This is a genomic window from Labilibaculum sp. K2S, assembly GCF_030372765.1.
Classification (GTDB): domain Bacteria; phylum Bacteroidota; class Bacteroidia; order Bacteroidales; family Marinifilaceae; genus Labilibaculum.
Genome location: NZ_JAUCMW010000011.1, coordinates 1 through 18,155 on the forward strand (window position 1 = coordinate 1; position 18,155 = coordinate 18,155).

13 protein-coding genes are annotated in these 18,155 nt (G+C 35.7%); 3 read left to right on the forward strand and 10 right to left on the reverse strand.

Annotated elements, in window-relative coordinates:
- Positions 1-210 precede the first annotated feature (210 nt).
- Together QUH73_RS12950 and QUH73_RS12955 are read left to right on the forward strand one after the other, a co-directional pair.
- Entirely contained in the window at positions 211-2,193 is a 1,983-nt protein-coding gene (locus tag QUH73_RS12950; protein WP_289530863.1) for a putative porin, read from the forward strand.
- A gap of 91 nt (positions 2,194-2,284) precedes the next feature.
- Complete coding sequence (locus QUH73_RS12955) at positions 2,285-3,700, forward strand: transglycosylase SLT domain-containing protein (RefSeq protein ID WP_289530864.1); 1,416 nt, start codon at positions 2,285-2,287, stop codon at positions 3,698-3,700.
- Here the strand turns inward: QUH73_RS12955 and QUH73_RS12960 are convergent.
- The 7 genes from QUH73_RS12960 to gdhA all read right to left on the reverse strand — a co-directional run bounded on the left by QUH73_RS12960 (position 3,689) and on the right by gdhA (position 11,617).
- Positions 3,689-4,348, reverse strand: a complete 660-nt coding sequence (locus QUH73_RS12960; protein ID WP_289530865.1) for an NUDIX hydrolase — start codon at positions 4,346-4,348, stop codon at positions 3,689-3,691. The two genes, QUH73_RS12955 and QUH73_RS12960, sit on opposite strands and share 12 nt — an antisense overlap.
- 117 nt (positions 4,349-4,465) lie before the next feature.
- Complete coding sequence (gene gatD, locus QUH73_RS12965) at positions 4,466-5,848, reverse strand: Glu-tRNA(Gln) amidotransferase subunit GatD (protein WP_289530866.1); 1,383 nt, start codon at positions 5,846-5,848, stop codon at positions 4,466-4,468.
- On the reverse strand, positions 5,848-7,821 hold the full coding sequence (gatE, locus tag QUH73_RS12970; RefSeq protein ID WP_289530867.1) for a Glu-tRNA(Gln) amidotransferase subunit GatE: 1,974 nt from the start codon (positions 7,819-7,821) through the stop codon (positions 5,848-5,850). Before gatE ends, gatD begins: the two co-directional genes overlap by 1 nt.
- A 102-nt stretch (positions 7,822-7,923) precedes the next feature.
- Positions 7,924-8,397, reverse strand: coding sequence for a DUF2059 domain-containing protein (locus QUH73_RS12975; protein ID WP_289530868.1), 474 nt, complete (start codon positions 8,395-8,397; stop codon positions 7,924-7,926).
- 13 nt (positions 8,398-8,410) lie between these two features.
- Positions 8,411-9,223 (reverse strand): class D beta-lactamase, encoded by an 813-nt coding sequence (gene blaOXA / locus QUH73_RS12980; protein ID WP_289530869.1) that lies wholly within the window; start codon positions 9,221-9,223, stop codon positions 8,411-8,413.
- Between the two features lie 6 nt (positions 9,224-9,229).
- Positions 9,230-10,123, reverse strand: coding sequence for a CPBP family intramembrane glutamic endopeptidase (locus QUH73_RS12985; RefSeq protein WP_289530870.1), 894 nt, complete (start codon positions 10,121-10,123; stop codon positions 9,230-9,232).
- A 138-nt stretch (positions 10,124-10,261) separates the two neighbouring features.
- On the reverse strand, positions 10,262-11,617 hold the full coding sequence (gene gdhA / locus QUH73_RS12990) for an NADP-specific glutamate dehydrogenase (protein ID WP_336622391.1): 1,356 nt from the start codon (positions 11,615-11,617) through the stop codon (positions 10,262-10,264).
- 220 nt (positions 11,618-11,837) lie between these two features.
- Here gdhA and QUH73_RS12995 point away from each other — a divergent pair, with 220 nt between their 5' ends.
- On the forward strand, positions 11,838-15,293 hold the full coding sequence (locus tag QUH73_RS12995; protein ID WP_289530871.1) for a DUF5752 family protein: 3,456 nt from the start codon (positions 11,838-11,840) through the stop codon (positions 15,291-15,293).
- 3 nt (positions 15,294-15,296) lie between these two features.
- On the opposite strand, the gene QUH73_RS13000 is transcribed toward QUH73_RS12995, so the two are convergent.
- From QUH73_RS13000 to QUH73_RS13010, 3 genes are all read right to left on the reverse strand, one after another.
- Positions 15,297-15,896, reverse strand: a complete 600-nt coding sequence (locus tag QUH73_RS13000) for a hypothetical protein (protein ID WP_289530873.1) — start codon at positions 15,894-15,896, stop codon at positions 15,297-15,299.
- Complete coding sequence (locus QUH73_RS13005; RefSeq protein WP_289530874.1) at positions 15,896-16,708, reverse strand: metallophosphoesterase family protein; 813 nt, start codon at positions 16,706-16,708, stop codon at positions 15,896-15,898. Before QUH73_RS13005 ends, QUH73_RS13000 begins: the two co-directional genes overlap by 1 nt.
- A 147-nt stretch (positions 16,709-16,855) precedes the next feature.
- Positions 16,856-18,100 (reverse strand): ABC transporter permease, encoded by a 1,245-nt coding sequence (locus tag QUH73_RS13010; protein WP_289530875.1) that lies wholly within the window; start codon positions 18,098-18,100, stop codon positions 16,856-16,858.
- Positions 18,101-18,155: the final 55 nt, after the last annotated feature.

The window sequence follows — 18,155 nt, forward strand, 5'->3', positions numbered from 1 at the left end:
GCCAACTTTTAAAAGAGTCTTGTTCCACAATGGAATGAGACTCTTTTTTGTTATATGTGTAAATTTTTATTGCAATTTTTAAAAGCAGAATTGATCTTAATTCTATACAGATCCTAAATATTCTCTTATTTAACTCTCTCTAAGGTTTTTTAACCTATATTTTGAATCAATCCATTCAACTTAATAACAGTTTGTTTATCTTTGTTGGCTATGAAACAATTCTTCCTACTTGTAACAATTTTGATTTGTCATTGTCTGAATTCTTATGCTCAGGTTTACGATGGTGGTTTTGATGATCCTCAAAGAGATAAACTAGGAAATAGAGGTAAATTGGGAAAGGAAGGTAATGAACTTGATAGTTTAGGCTACAATAGTGTAAAATCTGTTATAAAGAGTTGGAAACTTACTGATTTTTCTTCTAAAAGGGAGTTTGTTGAATTGGATACAATTCTGGGTTCTCAACATAATTACAATCCAATATTTAGAAATAGTATTTCTAATACTTATTTAGGCAATTTAGGTTCTCCATATCTTTCAAATGTTTATAGAGATCGTAATGTCAATGAACAGTTCTTACCGTTTTCGCCTTATAGAAACTATATGCTTAAACCGGAAGATATCGTATTCTTTAATACAACCACACCTTTTACAAGTGTTTATTATGAAACAGGTGGCCCTAAGGGACGAGCGGAGAATTTATTGAGAGTGTTGCAAACACAGAATATTAATCCTAACTTGAATGTTGGAGTTAGTTATAATTTAATTTCGAGTGATGGGCAGTATCAAAATCAGAAAACAAAGTTGTATGATTTTAGCTTTTTCTCTTCTTATAAAAAAGAAAGGTACGGTTTGGATTTTGTTTTGAATCAAAATAGTATGAATAACGAGGAGAACGGTGGATTGTCTAAAGATACAGACTTAACTGAGAAGAGTGAGGATCCTGAAAATTTGAAAGTTCGGCTTGATGATGCAAGAAGTAAATTGACTAATTTTAACTTTTTCATGAATCATTCCTATGGTATTGGTGAAGAAAGAGAAGTTATTCAAGAGAAGGATACGTCCTATTCTTATCCTATAAATTTTATTTACAATTTGGCATATGAATCAGATAGTTGGAGATACAAGGAAACATTAATTGATAATACTTTTTATTCAAATTATTATTATGATACTAAGGCTACATTTGATAAAGTTGAATATTCAAACATTAGAAATATGTTTCAGCTTGTATTTAATGAAAATAAAAACAAATGGATTCGTTTGGGAGCTAGGTTTGGAATAATAAGCGATTTAGGAAAGTACAACTCCAGATTAGCAGTAAATGAAATATCCTTTCATCAAAAGGATACGAAAATTCATAACAATCAACTCCTTGCAAGTTTATTTAGTTCAGCAGGTTCATCTTTAAATTGGAATGCAACAGGACGGTATGTATTCGAAGGATATAAGCAAAATGATTTTGAACTAAAATATGAATTAACAAAATGGATTGGAAAAAAAGATTCAATTCATCACGGTGTATCTGTTCTGGCTAAATTAAATTCTAAAACACCTGATTTTTTACTTTCTAAGTACTATGGAAATCATCAGCAGTGGAATTTAAATTTGGATAAAATTACCGAATTAGAGCTTGGAATTGAATATTTTAATGAGAAAAGGAATTTAAAAATAGGTGGGCAAATTAACCAAATAGATAATTACACTTATTTTGGACTGGATACTATTCCAGAGCAAACAGGTAAAGGGATTACGGTATTGACCGGATATTTAGAAAAAAGATTCAAGTTGGGAAACTTTTATCTAAGTCAAAAGTTGGTTGGTCAAAAAGGATCTGAGGATAAAATTTTACCATTACCAACTTTTTCAATCTATAGTAATAATTATTATAAAAATACATTTTTTAAAGGCGCATTAGGGCTTCAAGTAGGATTTACCGTGCATTACAATACAGCTTTTTATGCTCCTGATTATATGCCATCAACAGGACAATTCTTTTTGCAGGATCAGAAAGAAATTGGTGATTATCCTAAGGTTGATGTATACTTTAACTTTAGAATTAAACGTACTCGTATATTTGTTATGTATGAACATATGAACGCGTCGATAGGGAGTAAAAGTTATTTTGTTGCTCCACACTACCCTCTCAATCCAGCCATGTTAAAATATGGACTAATCTGGACTTTTTACAATTAAGGATTTATTTTAAAAACCAAGAACTGGAATCAAATATTTCTAGGTTGGAAATCTGATTTTTTCTAATTTTTAATTAGGAAAGGAAAAAGTTATGTCTGGAATCAAATATTTAAAATTATTTATCCCTGTGATTTTCATGGTCTTTCTTCAGACTTGTAATCAAAACCGTAAGATGGTTGGATTGCAAATTGAGGAAAAACCAGTTGTGGAGTTAAAACATGTAAAGCTTCGTGGTAAGTTGCGTGTGGTTACGGATTACAATTCCACTAATTACTTTGTATACAAGGGGCATACAATGGGGTTTCAATATGAAATGCTGGAAGCTTTGGCTAAACACTTGGGTGTTAAGTTAGAGTTGACTGTAAACAATAACTTGGTATCTGCTTTTGCCTCTTTGGAACGAGGCGATGTGGATTTATTAGGGATGAATTTGGCAGTGACTGCGGATCGCATGGAGAAATTCAATTTTACGATTCCTCATAGTCAGTCGCCACAGGTACTAATTCAGCGAAGTCCTGTTAGTGATTCTACCGGTTTCGTTAGGAACAAGGCTGATTTAGGAGGTAAACGAATTCATGTACAAGAAGGATCATCATTTCAGGAGCATTTGGTACGACTCTCTAATGAAATGGAAATACCTATTGATATAGTAGTTGTTGAAATGGTGGAGGAAGAGGAACTAATATCGATGGTTGCCAGTGGTGAGATTAATTATACTGTTGCAGATGAAAATGTAGCGATGGTTAATTCTTCGTATTATCCTGGTATTGAGTTTAAGACAAGTGTTAGTTTGCCACAGAACTTGGCATGGGCCTTGCGTAAAGGAGCGAATCATTTAACTCATGATGTTAATATGTGGTTAATGAATTTTCAAAAAACGAAAGAATACAGAAGAATTTATCAACGATACTTTAAGAGTAGCCGTATCGGAGAGATGATGCAAAGTGAGTATTTTACTGTGAAAAGTGGTAAGATTTCGGATTTTGATGATCTTCTTAAGGAAAAGGCGAAACTAATAGATTGGGACTGGAGATTGCTGTCAGCATTGATATCTCAGGAATCTAATTTTGATCCTAAGGCGCAATCATGGGTTGGTGCATTTGGTTTAATGCAATTAATGCCCGAAACGGCTTATCGATATGATGTTGATTCTTTATCTTCTCCTATTGAGAATGTTGATGCCGGAGTTAGGCATTTGAAATACCTAAAAGGGAAATTGAATGAGACTTTGTCTGACAAGACTGATGAGTTGAAATTTTTACTTGCATCATATAATGTGGGTTTAGGACATGTGCTGGATGCCAGACGTTTGGCTGAAAAGAATGGTAAAAACCCTGATCAATGGAAGGGAAGTGTTGACTATTATTTATTAAATAAATCGAAGCCGGAGTTTTTTAATGATCCTGTAGTAAAATATGGTTATTGCCGTGGTTCGGAGCCTTATCAGTACGTGAATAAAATTTTGGAACGTTATAGTAATTACCAAAACATTGTATTATTGAATTAGGCCGGATCGAAGAAACATTACTCTTAATTCGGATAAAATCATTGCAGTAGCTCCCCATATTTTGTGCTCTTTTGCTTGAAAATAAGGAGCGTGGATTTCGAATCCATTTTTGTTAATAGCGAAATTGCTAATATTCTCTTTTCCTAATAGTTGATATACTGGCATTTCTATTATTTCCTCAACTTCGAATTCGTTCAATTTAAATTCAGGTCTTTTTTCGCAATATCCTAATACGGGTAAAACCATGAAATTACTGACCGGAATATAAAGTTCTGTTAAGAACCCTAATATTTTAATCTTTTTGCAGTCGACACCAAGCTCTTCATTTGTTTCGCGAATTGCAGTTATTGTTCTGTTTGCATCATTTTCTTCATATTTTCCTCCTGGCAAACTAACTTGGCCACTATGGCTGTTGTTTCCTGTTGTTCTTTTCATGAAGGGAATATACAATTGACCATTGTTTGGATAAAAGAGTAGTAAAACACTACTATCCCGGGCAATACTGGGATCACTTGTTTTAAGGGCATGATCCCGAATTGATGGGGACATTAGGTTTTGAGCCTCGAAACCAGGCAACCCATTATTTAGTTCATTGTTTACTATACTGGTAAATTGTTCGAGGTCAAATATTGTTTCGAAAGTACTCATAAAGGCTTTTTTCTAATAATACTTAAAGATAAGAATAATGTTTCCCTCTAATAAGAAAAAATTATTAATCTTTTTTTGAACAGCAAAAAGAAACCCCGGAAAAGATCGGGGTTCAAATTATTTTCTAAAATTTTTAACAAATTGTTCTACTTCCGGAACTCCTCCCTGGTACACGAGATATCCATTATAGGGTTCTCTTTTGGTTGTTTCGTCGTTTATGGGTTTTTGCATAATATCAATTACTTCTTGCCGGTTGGTTGCTTGGCCTAATGTCCATCCTAATTTAATATAGGCGGCTTCGGGCAGCATATTATCAAGCGGAACAATTCCCATTGCCAGTAAATCTCTTCCTGTATCGTAAACAAACATGTGAGTGTAGCCCCAAAGAGTTTGCACGGTCATGAATATATGAACTCCTTTTTCAACTGCTCTTTTTAAAGCTGGGTAAACCGGTTTGTTGACATGACCAAGTCCGGTACCTGCAATAATTATTCCCTTATAGCCACAGTCAACTAATGCATCGATAATATCGGGTTGCATATTTGGGTAGTAGTATAAAATAGTAACTTTTTCTTCGAAGTAAGGAAGGATTTTTACGTTTCGATCTTTTCGTCGGTGATTGTACTGTTTTTTAATTGGTTTAACCCCCTTTCTGGTAACAGTAGCTAAAGGTGTATCACCAAGAGTTCGGAAGGTAGATCGATAACTTGAATGCATTTTTCTCACTCTGGTTCCCCGATGTAAAAATCCGTATTCATCTGAAGTTGGGCCAAACATACAAACCATTACTTCTGCAATATCACCATGACCGGCAGCCACTGCTGAGTGCATTAAGTTTAAAGCTGCATCTGATGACGGACGATCTGATGATCGCTGAGAACCTACTAAAACAATTGGAACGGGTGAATCCTGAACCATATAGGTTAAGGCGGCTGCAGTATGATGCAATGTATCTGTTCCATGAGCGATAATAATTCCATCAATTCCGTTTTCAATTTCTTTTCCAATTGCAATGGCTAAGGAAATGTATTGTTTAGGCCCCATATTCTCACTGAACACAGCAAAAACTTTCTCGGTAGATAGATTACACATATCGGCCAGTTCAGGAACAGATCCATAAAGTTCTCCAGGAGAAAATGCGGGAATAACGGCTCCGGTTCTATAATCTAAGCGGGATGCGATTGTTCCTCCGGTGCCAAACAACTTTACAGCTGGTTGTCCATCTGTATAAGGAAATTCTTTTTCGGGAACTTTATAATTCGCTTTTTTGTAACCGGTTTCCTTCATTTCTTTTATGGTTGTAACATTTATTCCAATGTTGTAACCTGTTATTATTTTAAGCACAATGTGTTGGTCATCATCGTTTTCTGCTCTGGGTAAGATGGTTCCGTCGAATTCGCCCCGGGTGGTAACAATATGTGTTTTACCCCATACCCGAACACTGTATTTTTTTAGGGTATCAAGAGCCATTCCTTTGTATCCTTGAAAAATATCTTCCATTAGTTAAGTCGTTTGTCGATGTTTATTCTTAATTCTCTTAATTCAATATTCCCAATTGCCTGACGGTGCAATTGCCCCATGATCCAGTGACTGGCATTTTCACTTTTCTCTGATGGATGTAAGTCTTTAAATTTTTCTTCCAGAAAATCAATTGGAGCGATCAACTCGGCCAGACTTCTTTTTTTAAATTTTAAGCTGATTAACATGGAGGCAAAATCCATACTTGGGTTTTGGTAGAGAATAGGTAAAAGGTATCGTGCAATGTTTGGATGTAATTCTTGATCGTGAATGAACTTGAATAGTCCGACTAATTTTCGGTAATTGAATTCGGGATGGATGCTGTATTTCCCAATGATGTTTTTATAAGTGTGGCCAAAAAATATTCCAGTACTTTTAGGATCGAATTGAAATCTGTCAGTTATTTCGTTAATGATTGGATATAGGTCTTTGCTAAGTATAAAATGGTGAGAATCTTTAGGTACTCCCCATTCATCCATTTGATTAATTCGCTCACAAATATCATTTGGTAAATCTTTACCAAGATCATTGATGTATTCATCCGATAAGGGGATTGGAGCGGAGTCTGTATCCGGGTACATTCGATCGGCACCTGGAAGAACTCTCTCGAAGATTGTTGTTCCATTGGGCAACGATTTGCGTGTTTCGTTTGGGACACCATCAAAAACCATTTTGCAACGTTCCGCTATTGTTTCAATTGCTGTAGGAATATCCTCTTTCGCTCCCCAAATAATTAATTGCGCATCATTAGAATTTGATCCTAATTTGATGAGTATTTTACTAAAATCTTCTTTTGACAACAATTCTTCTTCCTGTTCTGAATGAACTAAATTGGGATGTTCTATACAGGCAATTACTTTTAAGCGCTGAGCAATTTCATCTGCAAAATTTTGGTTTGGCTGCGTGAAGTGTGATAGTAATCCCTTAAATTCCGGAAGGTTAACAGCAATAATCTGATGTTCTTTTTCCTTGCATTCAATTAAGGGGGCATATGTGAAATTATAGTCGTGATAATCTAATTCTTGTGTGAGAATGCTCCAATCTTCTTTTTGAATTCGTTCGACTAATTTTTTTTTGATATTCAGCAAAGCCCATTGTCTGAAAGCCTCATTGTGTGAAAGTTCCGGAATCCATTTGTTGTGAGCGACTCCTTTAATTTCTACTCTCGATCCGCCTTTGCAACTAACATTTACGTCTTCGCGACCTGCTCCCATTCCTGTGCGAACCAATCCTGTGCTTCTATTTAAAAAACGGATGTATTCTGCCGCCTCTTGCAATTCATTGGGAGTGTTTAGTTCGGGGGCGGTAACTGTTTCTATGAGTGGTGTGCCAAGACGGTCTGTCTTATAATACCGCTCATGTCCAATGTCTGAAATTTCACGGCAAGAGTCTTCTTCGATGCTTAATTGTATCAGATTTACTTTTTTATTGCTTAGTTGAATCTGACCGTTCACACCTAAAATTGCGGTTCGCTGAAAGCCTGTTGGTATACTTCCATCCAAATACTGTTTTCGGGTAATATGTACCTCACCTACAATATTTAATTTGCACAAAAGTGAGATTCGAAGGGCAATTCCCAGAGCTTCCTGATTAATTCTAAAGGGAGGAGTATCATCAATTTCGTAAGTGCAGGCTGTTTCGTTGTTGATACGATAAATAATGTTTTTTCGGGTTTTAAACTCCATTAGGGCTGTGCCGTCATATCCGCCAAGTTCGCTCATTGCCGGGCGCATATGTCTTATGATCTCTGCATCGTAAGCTCCGTTTTTGTGAAAGACACCACAAGGACAGTGACAAAACAATTTTTCTTTTGTGTCAAGTTGCTGGTGAACTTCTAGTCCGGACATGAAACCTATTCGACGATAATCGTCTTCGGTGGCTTGCTGGCGGGGGACATAGCCAATTTGCTCTTTGGTTTGAAGATAGTTTTTGTTGGGTGTGAATATACTAGTCATTGGGTTAGTTTTTAGTAACCCTAAAAAATACTAATAATCTGTTGTTTAAGAAATGATTTAATTCAGGTTTGCCCCTTGTTTTAATGAATTTTGATTTGGAAATTAGGGCGTAAAGGGCAATCTGATTTTGAAGCCTTTGCTTTCAATATCTGCTTTTATTTTTTCTCCGATTGTTTGTCCCCACGACATTCCGGCCTGCATACTTTCAGTGGTGATTTTTGGTAATTTTTGAGCGATTCTTTTTCCGGCAACCGATTCGTAAAACTCAATCATTGCTAATACATCCTCGTGAGAAAGGTTCTGTCGGTAAATTGGCAGAAGCATTTTGATTAAATCATTAACCGAAGTATTCACGAATTCAACTTCTGCCTTGTCCCAATATTCAGTAGGAATATTTGATTCCTGATTTCGAAGCTGAATAATCATTGCTTTAATTGATTCCTGATAGCTTGCTTGCGATCCGTTTATCTGGAACAGATATTTCAAATCTTTTTCGTAAGTGTTGGTTTCTTGCCCTGAAGAGGCGAATGTGGATGCCGAAACGGTAAGAAATAAAAACAATACTATATTTTTCATGGTCTTTAATTTGCTAAGATTTCTCTTGTTTAGTTAATTGAAGATGATCAAGTATTTTGGAAACTATGATTTTCCTTTTAGGAGCATCATCAGAATTTTTAATATCGATATTAATAGCGAAAAAATATACATTTTCTCCTTTTTCAAGATAGCCAACATACCATCCAATTTGATTGTTTATTCGTGCAGCCCATCCTGTTTTGGCTCTGATTGTATAATCAGGTGTCTGTTCAATAATCATTATTTTTTTCACAATTTCTTGATTTTTTTGTGAAAAAGGAAGTTGGTTGAAATATAATTTTTGTAAAAAATCGATTTGTTGGTTGGGGCTGATTCTAATGTCTCCTTTCAACCAGAAAACATCAATGCCACCATTTATATTTTTGTTGCCGTAATTGGATGCTTCCACCCAATACTTCATTCTTTTTTCTCCAATTCTTCGTGCTAGTTCCTGATAAGCCCAAACAGTAGAATATTTTAATCCACTTTCCAGATTTTGATCCTTATTCCATTCGTCGTAGCTGCGGTTGATGCTATCCCACTTAATGATTTCTTTTTCATCCTTAATTACCCCGGTTTCCAAAGCAATCATCGAATTAAGTATTTTGAATGTTGATGCCGGTAGAAATGTGGAGTCTAATCGTTCCTCATTAAAACTTAATCTGGCATCATTTTTTAAATCATAAATGGTAAAACAACCATTGATTTTTTCTGATTCGAAAATACGTTCTAAATCGGAAGAAGAGTAATTGTTTAAAATTGAATTTGAATGTGGTGAACAAGCAAAAAGGATAAATAATAAAAAAAATGAAAGCAATATTTTCATGACCAATTAGTTATTTGTAGTTGATAAAATGTTCTGTTTTTTGTATACCATCCAGAATAATACAATGCCAAGAGAACAAAGAATGGTTGCAAGAATTGATCCTTCCAAACCGAATTGTCCTCCTGTCAGCATTTCATTCCCATGAATGCTGTGTGATATTAGCGAGGTGGAATTGGTTCCGCTAACTTCGTATCCGAAAATTGGTCCCTGGAAAAAATTCCAGCTAAAATGCAGAGCCAATGGAAACCATAGATTTTTAGTGAAGATATAGCCAATTCCCAATAGTAATCCCGCAAGGAAAATGTTGGTCAGTCCAACAATTGACACGTTTGGATTCATTAAATGAAGAGCCATAAATATCAGAGATGATAAAATTAGAGCAGCATATCTGTTCATAGAACCCATAAAATTTCGAAGTAGATATCCTCTTACAAATATTTCCTCGTTTATTGAAACTAAAATAAACAGCACGACTGACTGAGCTAATCCGAGTAAATTAAAAGTAATGGAATCAAATGTTAAGTTTCCAGAAAAATATAGAATTAAACTGCCTGCTCCCATCATGATAAAACCTGCCAACAATCCGTAAAGAATATCTTTTGTTCGCTTTTGAAAGGAAAAACCCAAATCAATCATTTTTTTTCGATCAATAAATCTCGTAAAAATCCAAATGATCAATAAAGTACCAAAAGTTGACAATGCCTGCATAATTAAAAATCCCAGGGGAGGAATTTCTGATATATTTTGGAAGACCTCTAAAATATTATCATTTGAAATGGCAGCCCAGATAAAGGCTCCTAAGGCTTGAAAAATTCCGCTTACGATAAAGAAAGGTATAATGATTAATACTGCTCTAAGCCATCCTTTTTTGATTGCCGGGGCTTTGGTTGTTGGGCTCATTAATTTGGGTTTTGGTTTGGGAGGATAAAATTAACAAAATCCTGACATTATGAAAGGGGAAAATAAGTTGCTGTAAGTTTATTTGGCATAAAAAGGGGTTGTTCGGAAAGAACAACCCATATTTTTTTGATTAAACATCTAAACTATTCCTTGGGCAATCATTGCATTGGCAACTTTTACAAATCCACCAATATTTGCACCATTTACGTAGTTTACATATCCATTTGAAGATTTTCCATACTTAACACATGTGGTGTGGACATCTTTCATGATTCGTTGAAGCTGATTGTCAACTTCCTCTCGGGTCCAGCTTAAACGCATTGCATTTTGCGACATTTCTAATCCGGAGACGGCAACACCACCTGCATTGGCCGCTTTACCGGGACCATACAATATTTCATTTTTAATAAAAATATCCACAGCTTCGGGAGTAGAAGGCATATTGGCACCTTCCGAAACGCAAATGCAGCCACTATCAATTAAAATTTGTGCTTCTTCAGCATTTATTTCATTTTGAGTAGCACTTGGTAAAGCAACATCACACTTCACTCCCCAAGGTCTTGCATTTGGATAATAGGCAACATTGTATTTCTTTGCATATTCCTCGATTCTACCTCGTTTAATGTTTTTAAGTCTCATAACGAAAGTGAGTTTTTCTCCATCAATTCCATCCGGATCGTGTATAAAACCGGAAGAATCGGATAAGGTAACCACTTTACCGCCTAATTCATTCACTTTTTCGACGGTAAACTGAGCAACATTTCCTGAACCGGAAACTGTTACGATCTTTCCTTTTAAACTGTCATTTTTCGTATTCAGCATTTCTTCGGCAAAATATACATTGCCATAGCCGGTTGCTTCGGGACGGATAACGCTTCCTCCCCATTCGGCACCTTTACCGGTTAAAACGCCTGTAAATTCGTTACGTATTCGTTTATACTGACCAAACAGATATCCAATTTCTCTGCCTCCAACACCTATATCTCCGGCAGGAACATCAGTATTTGGTCCTATGTGCTTACAAAGTTCAGTCATAAAACTTTGGCAGAACCGCATTACTTCATTATCCGATTTTTGTTTCGGATCAAAGTCTGAGCCTCCTTTTCCACCTCCCATTGGGAGTGTGGTTAAGCTGTTTTTAAAAACTTGTTCGAATGCAAGAAATTTTAGAATACCAAGGTTTACTGTTGGGTGAAAACGCAATCCACCTTTGTAAGGGCCAATTGCACTGTTCATTTCAATACGGTATCCGCGATTCACCTGAATTTCCCCTTTGTCATCAACCCAGGGAACTCTGAAAATTAAAATTCTCTCAGGTTCTGAAATCCGTTCCAGGATTTTAGCTGTTTTGTACCTTGGATTTTCCTCTAAAAAAGGAAGTAATGACTCCACCACTTCGTGAACGGCCTGATGAAATTCAATTTCTCCTGGTGTTCTACTTTTTAATTTGTCCATAAATTCCTTGCTGGAAGGAGCCTTTAACATAGTTGTCATGGTAATTAATGTTTAAGTTAGACATGAATTATACTGGGTGTGAATGAACGCAATCGGAAATAGCTGGGATTACATTTAAAGGTAAAAAAGAAATCCCTCAAGGTCAAGGGCTTAGGTTTCACTTAAATTGTTTAAATTTAAAAGAACCAACAAACAGTAGCCAAATCACTACGATCTTTTTACAATTTTTAATGCATCTACGTAAGTAAACCGAAAATGTATGGAATCAAATTCAGGTAAAGAGCAGGGAATCAATAAGATTATAGCTGAAAACATTGAGCGTTTAAAAGAACTTTCCGCAATTAATCAAACAACAGGTATTATCAAGGAAGGAAAGTCCATTGAGGATACTTTACAGCAAATCTGCTTTATTCTTCCTAAAGCATGGCAATATCCGGAGTTTACGGTTGCCCGTATTGTATTTGACGGACAAGAATACCTTAGTCCTGGATTTCGTCTCTCCCAATGGACTCTAACTCAGGAATTTTTAACGATCAATAATCGAAGCGGACGAATTGAGGTGTGTTATGTGAAAAAATTTCCAGCACAGGATGAAGGTCCTTTTTTGAAAGAAGAAAGGCACTTGATTGAGAATATTGGAAATATTATTGTTGGTTACATCAATAGTGAAACGGGAAAAGAACTGCTCAGTCAGAAAAGGAAAGTTGATCCTAAAAAGAAGGAAATAATAGGCCCCTATGTTCCGGTTACGAATCGTAAATTATTACAGGATTTTTTGAATAAAAACAATGCCGACCGGGATATTTATCACGATTTAATGCCTTTTAAAGTAAAGGAAATATTGTTGGTTGCGAATTTATACGATGCTTATTGTATTGAGCGCGAAGGGCGTTTTTCAGAACAAATTTCCAGTGAATATCATCAGTTAAATTTAACTTCAATGCCTCGGGTTACAGGTGTGTCTACTTTAGAAGAGTGCATGGAACAGTTGCATTCCAGGCATTTTGATATGATTATATTAATGGTTGGTGTAGATAAAAAAACACCAATCCTTTTAAGTGAACGAATTAAAAAAGAATTTCCTTACATATCCATTTTTTTATTGCTGAATAATGATGCTGATATCGCTCTGTTTGAAGAACAACGGACAGAGTTGAAAAGTGTAGATAAAATATTTGTGTGGAATGGCGAATCACAGGTTTTTTTTGCCATGATTAAGAGTTTGGAAGATAAGGTGAATGTTGAAAATGATACCAAGATTGGATTGGCTCGGGTCATTTTACTGGTTGAAGATTCGGCGAAGTATTATTCCAGATATATGCCAATGCTTTATCAGAGTGTTTTGGCACAAACCCAGCGAATAATCGATGATGTGAGTACCGATGCTCAGTATAAAATTCTTCGTTTACGGGCGCGGCCCAAAATATTGCTGGCTTCGAATTACGAAGAGGCAATGGATATTTATTATCGGTTTAGGGAGTATTTATTGTGCTTAATTTCGGATGTGAAATTTAAAAAAGATGGAATATTTTTAGATGATGCCGGAATTCGTTTGGTAAAAGAAATCAAAGAAGAATACCCTAATCTACCAGTTATATTGCAATCGTCGGATGTTTCCAATGCCAGCCATGCTTTTAAGCTGAAGACTAGCTTTATCGATAAAAACTCTGAAACACTTAGAGGGGATATTCGTTTGTTTATTCGTCAGTTTTTGGGATTTGGTGATTTTGTGTATAAAGATGCCATGGGCAATGAAATTGCTACGGCAAAATCGTTAAAAGAATTTGAAGACTATTTGTATCATATTCCGGGCGAATCTTTGGTTTATCATGCCAAAAAGAATCATTTTTCTTTATGGCTAATGGCCCGTGGAGAGATTCGGGTTGCTAAAATGATTGCACCCTATCATATTACAGATTTTAAATCGGCTGAAGATGTCCGGGATTATTTAATTAATGTAATTCAGAATTACCGGAACGAAAAAAATAAGGGAAAGGTTGTAGAGTTTAATGCTGATTTTGCTCTTAATGCCAACAATATAGTCACTTTGTCTACAGGTTCGTTAGGTGGAAAAGGGCGGGGATTGGCTTTTATCAACTCCATGCTTTTTAATCTGAATTTGAGCAGGTTTGTTCCAGGGATAAATATAAAGGCGCCTTTGACCGCAGTAATTGGTGTCGATGAATACGAATCATTCTTAGATCGAAATAACCTTTTAGACCGGATTAAGGATTTGGATGATTTTGAGCAAATTCAGCGGTTATTTCTGGATGCAGACTTAACGCAGCGTTTGGTTCAAAAAATAAGAATCATGCTGAAGAATTTTGAGCAGCCACTGGCAATCCGGTCTTCCGGATTGTTTGAAGATTCATTGCTTCAGCCGGTAGCAGGGGTTTTTCAAACCTACCTTGTACCCAATAATCATTCCGATTTAAATGTTCGGGTTAAGCAGGTAACCGACGCGGTAAAATTGGTTTATGCGTCCATTTTTTCCATCGATGCAAGATTGAATGTTTCGGCCATGAATTATAAAATTGAGGAAGAAAAAATGGCTGTGGTTATTCAGGAAGTGGTGGGCAATCAGTATGAATCGGCTTTTTATCCTCACATTTCGGGCGTAGCTCAATCCTATAATTACTATCCTTTTGGGCACATGAAACCCGAAGAAGGATACGCCGTGATAGGTGTTGGTTTGGGTAAATATGTTGTGGATGGTGAAAAGGCATTTCGGTTCTCACCTGTTTTCCCAACTATTGAGAATAACAGCGCGAAAGATCAGTTTAAAAACTCGCAGGTAGAATTTTATGCTGTAGACCTCAATAAAAAAGATTTGGATCTTTTGGAGGGCGATACGGCAGGGTTAATTCGTCTGGATATTGATGAAGCAGAAGAACATGGTAATTTAGTGCATTGTGCTTCTGTTTATAATTCCATGAGCGATACGATTAGTCCTGGTTTGGATATTATGGGACCAAGAATCGTCAATTTTGCCAATATTTTAAAATACAACTACATACCACTGGCAAAAACGATTGAACTTGTTTTGGATATTATAAAAGAAGCAATGGGCTCACCGATTGAGATAGAGTTTGCTGTTGATTTAACGAAAGATAAAGAAGGGAAGGCTTCGTTTTATCTTCTGCAGATAAAGCCTTTAGTTGGTAATATTGATGATTACAATATTGATTTGAATGAAATTGACAAAAACAAGCTTTTGATGATTTCTGAAATGAGTATGGGAAACGGTTTGGTGGATGATATTGTTGATGTTGTTTATGTTGTGCCCGAATTATTCAAAAAAGATTTGACTCTTGAGATTGCGGATACTATCTCAAAAATAAATCAGGAAATGAGAGAGAAAAATAAACGTTTTGTATTGATTGGCCCGGGGCGTTGGGGCACCCGCGACCGATGGATCGGAATTCCCGTGAAGTGGAACGACATTTCTTTCTCGAAATTAATTGTAGAGACCAGCTTCGAGGATTATCCTTTGGAAGCATCATCGGGATCTCACTTTTTTCACAATGTAACATCTATGAATATTGGCTACAGTTCCATTCACCACCATTCAGAAACATCCTTTATCGATTATCAAACACTTAAAAAGCAAGAGTTGATTGCCGAATATGGTGCCGTTCGTCACGTTCAGTTTAAAAAGCCGTTAAGCGTTAAATTGGATGGTAAAAAACGACTGGCCGTTGTAAGTTGGGAATGATATTTAAAAATGAATGGAAATGCCTAAAGCCAGATTCCAGATATCGTAAAGTTTAACATATTCTGTTCTTATACCTTCTAAAAGATAATTGTCAATTGTTCCAATTTCGGTGTAAAAATCGATTCCTTTAATTATTTTGTAAGGAAGAGGGTGGTAAACCATAGCGCCGACAAAAGGAGCAAAATGTATTTTATTCTGAAAATAATAATCATTGGGGAAGTAGCTGGGTAAATTTCGGTATGTATTGTGGGTTGAACCAAAATTGATACTTAAGCCTGCCATTGGAGCAACTACAAAATCACCAATGTGAAATTGTTTGATCAGAAATGTGTTCTTAATTGCAACTGTATTTAGAGTATGAACATGAGAATGCATTGATGTACTTCCATACATGAATGAAAGACGATACCAGTCTTTTGCAAGATGGTAGGTGATTCCGGCAGAAAGAAAGCCAATATTACCTGCGTATTGAATTTTTGCATCACGGGGTAAATACCATTTTCTTTTTATCGAATCAGTTTGTCCTCCGTTAAGATTACTTCCCAAGGCTGATAGGCTAAAACAGCAGCTGTATACTAAAATGGGTAAAATATGTTTTTTCATTAAAAAGCGATGTTTTCAATCGAATAATTGTCTTTATCAATAGTAATTACCTGATAGTGATTATCAGCAATATCACCCCCTACCAAAAAATCTGTTTTGTCATATTTTTTGCCATGATAAAAGCTGTGTGTATGGCCATGTATTGAGAGTTTAACATTGTTATTCTCCAGTATTTGATTCAGTATAGAATCTTCTCCGTCATACTGATCTGAATAAGGAGGGATGTGTGAGACCGGAATCACCAGATTAGCACTGCCATCATTCTTTAAATTCTCATTGAACCAATCAAAATCAGGATCTGTGTTTTTCCGTTCCCATACAACATTATCAAACATCACAAATTTGCAGCCTTTGTAAGTAAATGTATAGTTGTTTTCACCAAAGGAGGTATGGTATATTCTTTCGCCATTCGATAGAAAGTCGTGATTCCCGATTACGGTAAGAAAAGGAACGTTCAGCTTAGCTATTATTTCGTTAAACCATGTAAATTCTTTATGAAGGGCACTCAAGGTTAAATCACCTCCATGTATCACAAAATCAATATCATCTCTTTTATTTAGAGCAGTAACAGCATCTTCAAATTCATCATAAAACGTGTGAGTATCTGTTATAAATGCAAATTTAAAGGCTTCGTTACCGTTTTTTGTTTTTTTTAACTTTTCAAGATTTTTAGCGGTTAAATCTCTGAATTTATGTTTTACCTCATTGTCATATGGACTGTATTCATAAGGCAGACTGCATCCTGGGAATACCCCAAAAATTGCAGACAGGCATATCAGTCCGTTGGTTTTTATAAAATCACGTCGGATCATAACGATTAGTTTTATTCTTAAAGAATAAATTCAATAAAATTAGTGTGGAACAAAGATATTATACAAAAAGGAAGAAGATAAAAGTTATAACAATTCTTAACTTTTTTAACAATTCAAAGCATTTTAGCCGGATGAAGAAGTGATGAGTTAATCAAATTTGATCGCCTTTGCAGGAGTTATTTTGGTGATTAAATAGGAGGGAACAAGCAACATCGAAACCGTAGCAATCAGACTACCAATGTTTAAAAGAATAATGTGACTCAGCTTGAGATTGATGGGCACAGTATCTACATAGTAGTTGGTTGGATCTAACGGAATAATTTCAAAAAAGAATTGCAGCAGACAAATGGAGATGCCAATAATATTTCCCCATAATAATCCTTGTCCGATAAGCATAGCAGATTGGTATAGAAATATCTTACGAATCGACCAGTTTTCCGTACCCAAAGCTTTTAAAATTCCAATCATATTGGTCTTTTCCAGGATAATAATTAAAAGACCCGAAACCATATTAAAACCGGCAACCAGTATCATTAGACTTAAAATGATCCATACATTCATATCGAGCATATCCAGCCAGCTAAATATTTGAGGGTATTTACGAACAACGCTTCTTACTTTTAATCCGGCGCCATCATCGGTAAATGATGTTGCTGTAATTCCTTTTATCTGTTGGTCGATAAGATCTAAATCGTCAAAATCATCAATGAAAATTTCGTAGCCGCTAACCTGATTGTCACTCCAGTCATTTAGTTTCTGAATGTGTTGTATGTCGCAGATAAGGAATAGTTTATCGAATTCTTCCATTCCGGTATTGTATATTCCGGCAATGGTAAAACTTCTTACTCTGGGTGGTTGCTGAATAAAATAAACCGATAATTTGTTACCTACTTTTAATTGAAGAAGATTTGAGAGTTTCTCCGAAATCAAAATGTCGTTACTTTTAGTGCTGTCGGTGAGCTGAATGGTTTTTCCTTCTACCAAATGATTTTTAAAAAAACTCCAATCGTAATCTTTACCGATTCCGTTTAAAACAATTCCTTGTATATCCGATTTTGTTTTAAGAATGCCCGGCTTAGTTGCAAAGGATTGTACGTGCGAAACTCCGGGTATTTTTTTAATACTGCTTACAGAGATTGCATTTTTTTCGATGGGGTTAGTTTCAAACGACGAGTTGTTATCGTAATTTGTGATTTGGATATGAGAACCAAATCCGATAACCTTGTTGGTAATTTCAGATTTGAACCCAGTAACAATAGCTACAGCCAATATCATTACCGAAATACCAAGAGCAATGCTTATTTTGGCAATACTAATAATAGGATGAGATATATTTCCACCGCCTTTTTTGCTGATGGTAATTTTCTTAGCTATAAAAAGTTCTAGATTCAAATTGAGGTTCTTTTTAAAGATTAATACAAAAGTAGTAATTTCGGGTTTACAGATG